The sequence below is a fragment of the uncultured Thiodictyon sp. genome, assembly GCF_903946935.1.
Classification (GTDB): Bacteria; Pseudomonadota; Gammaproteobacteria; order Chromatiales; family Chromatiaceae; genus Thiodictyon.
Window position 1 is genome coordinate 1 of record NZ_CAJAXH010000110.1, and the last position, 4,672, is coordinate 4,672.

Genomic DNA, 4,672 nt, shown 5'->3' on the forward strand with positions numbered 1-4,672 from the left:
GCCCTTCTCGTCCAGGACCTCGAAGGGGTTGTCCTGCAGGACGGCGGACTCGGTGTAGAGCGGCAGGAACTTGTTCTCGGCGTCTTCCCGGGAGAAGGAGAAGGCCGCCTGGGTCAGGTCGTTGGTGCCGAAGGAGAAGAAATCGGACTCCTCGGCCAGTGAGTCGGCACGCATACAGGCGCGCACCACCTCGATCATGGTGCCGAACTGGAACTTCACCGGCTTGCCGGTGCGCGCCTTGATCTCCTCCGCTCCTTCTTGACGATGACCGACTCCACCAACATCGGGTCGAGTTGCCGACCCAGGCCGTCGACGTCGGCGCGGACCTTGTCCGGGGCCTGCATCAGCGTCATGGCCGCACCCAGCCCGGTCAGGCCATGGGCGTTCTTGACCAACTGCTGGAGCTCGGCGATCTCGCGCACCAAAACATTCTCGTTGGGCAGGAACTCGTGGATCGGCGGGTCCAGCAGGCGGATGACCACCGGGGAGAGGGACATCACCTCGAGCAGTGACTTGAAGTCCTGCTGCTGCAGCGGCAGCAGACGGTCCAGCGCCGCCTGACGCTCTTCCTTGGTATCGGCTACGATCATGTCGATGACGATCGGCAGGCGCGCCGGGTCATTGAACCTTGAAGCTGGTGTCGCCGACGATGGCGATGCGCCGATCTACGTCGACATGAATGCCCTCGGCACCGGCCACGCAGCACTTGCCCATGCCGCGGGCGACCACCGCCGCGTGCGAGGTCTTGCCGCCGCGCGAGGTCAGGATGCCTTGCGAGGCGAAGAAGCCGTGGATGTCCTCCGGCTTGGCGTACACGCACCAGGACAACCTTAAGCTTCTGCTCCTTGCCGAGCATCTCGGTGCGGTCGGCGTCGAACACCGCGATGCCGGAGGCGGCACCGGGGGAGGCCGGCAGACCGGAGGCCACGGCCGTCACCTGGGCCTTGGGGTCCAGGCGCGGGAATAGCATCTGCTCCAGGCTGCCGCTCTATCTGAAAAGGTCCTCCGGGGTCGCAGCGGTCAGGATGCGCGTCAGCCAGACATCCAGTTGCGCCGGTTCGGCGGTCTGAACGCGGGACTCAATGTCGGGCGTCATTGGCCCGAATTTGACCTGTAGCAACCGCAGTAGCGCCTTCGCCTCGCCGCGCTGCTCGCCTTCCTCGCGGGCCAACTGCTCCCAACTCGTAACATAAGACATTTTGGTCTGCTCCTCTAATTCAGCCAACTCTTGACGAAGTGCGCGCTCCAGGGCGCGAGGTAGGCGGATCAGCCAGTCGATGAAGCGCAAGAGCATCAGCACGTCGTCGCGGGCATAGCGGTAACGCTACAGCACGGCGATAATCTCGCCCTTGCGTACCTTGCGCTCAGGGTCTCCGACACGCCGATGGGCTGCCAGTTGGGCCAGCGCAACGACGGCGAATGGGTTGATCTCCGCACGCCGGATCAGTTCGTCCTCGTCCCAGTCCGGCAGCGCCTGGACGCGAAACCGCAAGCGCACACCGAAGCCGTCGTGCTCGCGGCGGTAGACGCCGGAGTCGGGAGGACAAGCGCAGCGCAGTCCACCAGCGGCAGCGTGGGATTCGGGGGACAGGATGCCTCGGAGGCGAAGAAGCTCTGGATGTCTTCCGGCTTGGTGTCTTCACGCACCAGGATCACCTTGAGCCCCTACTCCTTGCCGAACATCTCGGCGCGGTCGGCGCCGAACACCGCGATGCCGGAGGCGGCGCCGGGGGAGGCCGGCTGGCCGGAGGCGACCGCGGTCACCTTGGCCTTGGGGTCCAGGCGCGGGAATAGCATCTGTTCCTGGACCTCCTGGTTGCGTCAGTCCCACCACGGGACTAAGATCAGTCCATGAGAATCGTTGCTTTGAAAACCTTGCGCGAGATCTGGGCACGACATCCAGATGCAGAACAGCCACTACGCGCCTGGCATGATGAGGTCAGCCGTGCCCAATGGCACACACCGGCAGATGTCAAGGCGCAGTTCGGCAATGCCAGCATCCTCAAGGGACGCCGCGTGGTTTTCAACATCAAGGGCAACGACTATCGCCTTGTCGCGACCCTGGCTTATCATACAGGACTGGTGTTCATCAAATTTGTCGGCACCCATGCGGAGTATGACCGCATTGATGCCGAAACGGTGGAAAGAAGGTGACCGCAATGGATATTCGTCCGATCCGGACCGAACCCGATTACGAAGCGGCGCTAGACGAGATCGCGTCGCTGATGTATGACGATCCGCTGCTGGGCACCCCAGAGGGGGACCGCTTGGACGTGCTGACGACCTTGGTACAGGCATACGAGGCGCAACATCATCCCGTGCCGCCACCCGATCCGATCGAGGCCATCAAGTTCAGGATGGAGCAGCAAGGCCTGACGGTGGCCGATATGAAACCCTATATCGGTCCACCCCATCGGGTCTATGAAGTGCTCACACGCAAACGCACCCTTAGCCTGGCGATGATTCGGCGGCTGCATCACGGACTCGGGATTCCGGCGGAAAGCCTGATTGGCCTCTAACGTCGGATCTCAAACCGTTGGCCCATACGACCCCGGGTGTTTTCGTTCGCCTGCTGCGAACCGTGAAATATGAAGCGCTGACTCCCATTGGGAGAAATGGCCGCGCTTCAGCGTCTATCAGCAACCAGAGGGACCCATAATATGTTCGATCCGACGCTCAACGGCGTGATGGCACAGGTCGATGGGGGTAAGATCGTCCTCCCCGCGATGCAGCGGCCATTCGTGTGGAAGGATGACCGCATCACGAGACTCGTTGACAGCCTGCTTCGAGGGTTCCCTTTGGGAACCGCGCTTCTGTGGAAGACAGCAACGATGCAACGGTTCCGACGCTTCCAAAAGGACTTGGATATGGATGCCGGAATCACCATTGATTTTGAGAGCGATCATTCGACTGAACGCTATCTCGTTCTCGATGGTCAGCAGCGGCTGACAAGTCTGTTCGTCGCCATCAGCGGCACCTATAACGGCAGAAGGCTTTTCGTTGACGTGTTAAGCGGCGAGAAGGGGGAGGAGGACCCTGGGAACGCCTACTGGGACTGCCGATTTCTGACGGAAAAGGAGGCGAATCCACTCAATGCGTGGCCCCGAGACACCGGAGAGAGGAATGCTCCTGCGGAACGCCAAGTATTCGTGAAGCTTTGCGACCTGACGAAAATCCAGCCAGCTCGCGCGGGAATAAAGGCACATGAGCGCGCGACAGAACTTGGGCTCGATCCGGAGCAGACGCAGCGGATGACTAGCGGCTACCTTCAGTGCGCGACAGCACTGGCCAGTAAGACGGCACTACAAATCCATCTGATCGACGAAGATGCAACCGAGCCGATGCCGATTGAGGAGATCCTGGAGATCTTCGTTCGTGTGAACTCGGGCGGTTTGGTGCTTCAGAAATCTGACCTGTTGATGAGCCTGCTGGATCTCAAATGGAACGACATCCAACCGGAGATCTACCGTGCGGTGAAGGACATCAATGACAAACGCCCCTTCAATATTACGCGCGACGACGTTCTGAAGAGCCTGCTTATCGCAAATGGCTCCGAGACCCGATTTGATCGACTGGTCGCCTTTCGGGGACGCGTGGAAGAGCTAGCGAGCAAACTACCGGCGTCGCTCCCCGCGGTTCAGACAGCATGGAAATCGCTAACGCTACTCCTGATGGACGACTGCAAGATCACCTCGGAGCGGTTTTTCCGCGGCGGCCATAACTCCCTGCTCCCGTTTGTACAATATTTCTTTCTCAATCCGCACCCGCAGCCATCGGAGAAGCGACGCCTGGTCGTTGCTCTCTACCTCACGCTCATGAGCGGCATATTCGCCGGCGCAGAGGCTCGAATGGGAGCATTCGCGCGGACAGACTGTGTGAAGGGCGAGTCGTTTCCCATAAGGCGTCTCGCGTGCCTCGTAAGGAATAACTACGGCATTGGCACGCTCGCCGGGTTGCTCGGACGCCATCTGGATCTTACCCTGAACATCGCGCACGGTGGCATCACCATCGACAACAACCCCGAGAATCTGCAGCGCGACCACATTTTCCCGCGCTCAACTTTAGAAAAACACGGTACAGCCCCAGAGGAAACGAACCACTACGCAAATTTCCACTTCCTGCGCGGAAAGGACAATTTAAACAAGTCCGACATCGCACCCCATAAGTGGTTCAAGAAACCTGGTGACCAGCCACCGTATTCAGACGAGGACCTGAAGGAACGGCTGCTCAGGTGGGAAATCCTTCAGCCAGGTCAATTCCCCGCGATGATTGAGGAGAGAACCAGACTCATACACCAGCGAGCGCTCACGCTTTTTGGCCTAACGGAAGCTGATTTTGAGGCCCTGTTCGTGGCTGTGTAGCCGTCAGACACAAGGCGCATCCGCCACCCCGTAGAATAGAGGAATAAGCAGGCAGCCAAATCCAGCCCCAAAAACGACACCGCCCACGCATCCTTGCGGATGCGCGGGCGGATCGGCGAGGACTGGGAGGCATCCCGCCCCCGACGCCGGGGCGGAACGCCCCGGCTCCGCTCCTTACTGCGGCGTCTTCAGCGCCGCATGGGCCGCCGCCAGTCGGGCGACCGGCACGCGCGGACCGGAGCAGGACACATAGTCCAGCCCAATGCGGTGGCAGAAGTCGATGGCCGCCGGGTGGCCGCCATGCTCACCGC

General features: G+C 60.8%; 6 protein-coding genes and 2 pseudogenes. 3 read left to right on the top strand and 5 right to left on the bottom strand.

All coding sequences use genetic code 11. The features are described from left to right. From QZX93_RS09735 to QZX93_RS09750, 4 genes and pseudogenes are all read right to left on the bottom strand, one after another. Positions 1-982, bottom strand: a pseudogene (locus QZX93_RS09735) (putative PEP-binding protein); the annotation flags it as partial. A gap of 6 nt (positions 983-988) precedes the next feature. Next, a complete protein-coding gene (locus tag QZX93_RS09740; RefSeq protein WP_295391191.1) occupies positions 989-1,294 on the bottom strand; it encodes a DUF4351 domain-containing protein in 306 nt (101 codons plus the stop codon). Between the two features lie 30 nt (positions 1,295-1,324). Then, positions 1,325-1,498, bottom strand: a complete 174-nt coding sequence (locus QZX93_RS09745) for a hypothetical protein (RefSeq protein ID WP_295394551.1) — start codon at positions 1,496-1,498, stop codon at positions 1,325-1,327. 98 nt (positions 1,499-1,596) lie between these two features. After that, positions 1,597-1,803, bottom strand: a pseudogene (locus QZX93_RS09750) (hypothetical protein); the annotation flags it as partial. A 48-nt stretch (positions 1,804-1,851) separates the two neighbouring features. Between QZX93_RS09750 and QZX93_RS09755 the strand changes: the two are divergent. From QZX93_RS09755 to QZX93_RS09765, 3 genes are all read left to right on the top strand, one after another. Beyond that, positions 1,852-2,154 (top strand): type II toxin-antitoxin system HigB family toxin, encoded by a 303-nt coding sequence (locus QZX93_RS09755; protein WP_295391195.1) that lies wholly within the window; start codon positions 1,852-1,854, stop codon positions 2,152-2,154. Between the two features lie 5 nt (positions 2,155-2,159). Continuing rightward, complete coding sequence (locus QZX93_RS09760) at positions 2,160-2,519, top strand: transcriptional regulator (RefSeq protein ID WP_295391197.1); 360 nt, start codon at positions 2,160-2,162, stop codon at positions 2,517-2,519. A 141-nt stretch (positions 2,520-2,660) separates the two neighbouring features. After that, entirely contained in the window at positions 2,661-4,361 is a 1,701-nt protein-coding gene (locus QZX93_RS09765) for a DUF262 domain-containing protein (protein WP_295391199.1), read from the top strand. A gap of 174 nt (positions 4,362-4,535) precedes the next feature. On the opposite strand, the gene QZX93_RS27325 is transcribed toward QZX93_RS09765, so the two are convergent. Beyond that, on the bottom strand, positions 4,536-4,672 hold a 137-nt coding region (locus QZX93_RS27325; RefSeq protein ID WP_366760093.1), incomplete at its 5' end, for a putative PEP-binding protein.

Coding starts and splice junctions, on each gene's coding strand:
- QZX93_RS09740 (WP_295391191.1), bottom strand. CDS start 1,294: ATGCTCTTGCGCTTCATCGACTGGCTGATCCGCCTACCTCGCGCCCTG.
- QZX93_RS09755 (WP_295391195.1), top strand. CDS start 1,852: ATGAGAATCGTTGCTTTGAAAACCTTGCGCGAGATCTGGGCACGACAT.
- QZX93_RS09760 (WP_295391197.1), top strand. CDS start 2,160: ATGGATATTCGTCCGATCCGGACCGAACCCGATTACGAAGCGGCGCTA.
- QZX93_RS09765 (WP_295391199.1), top strand. CDS start 2,661: ATGTTCGATCCGACGCTCAACGGCGTGATGGCACAGGTCGATGGGGGT.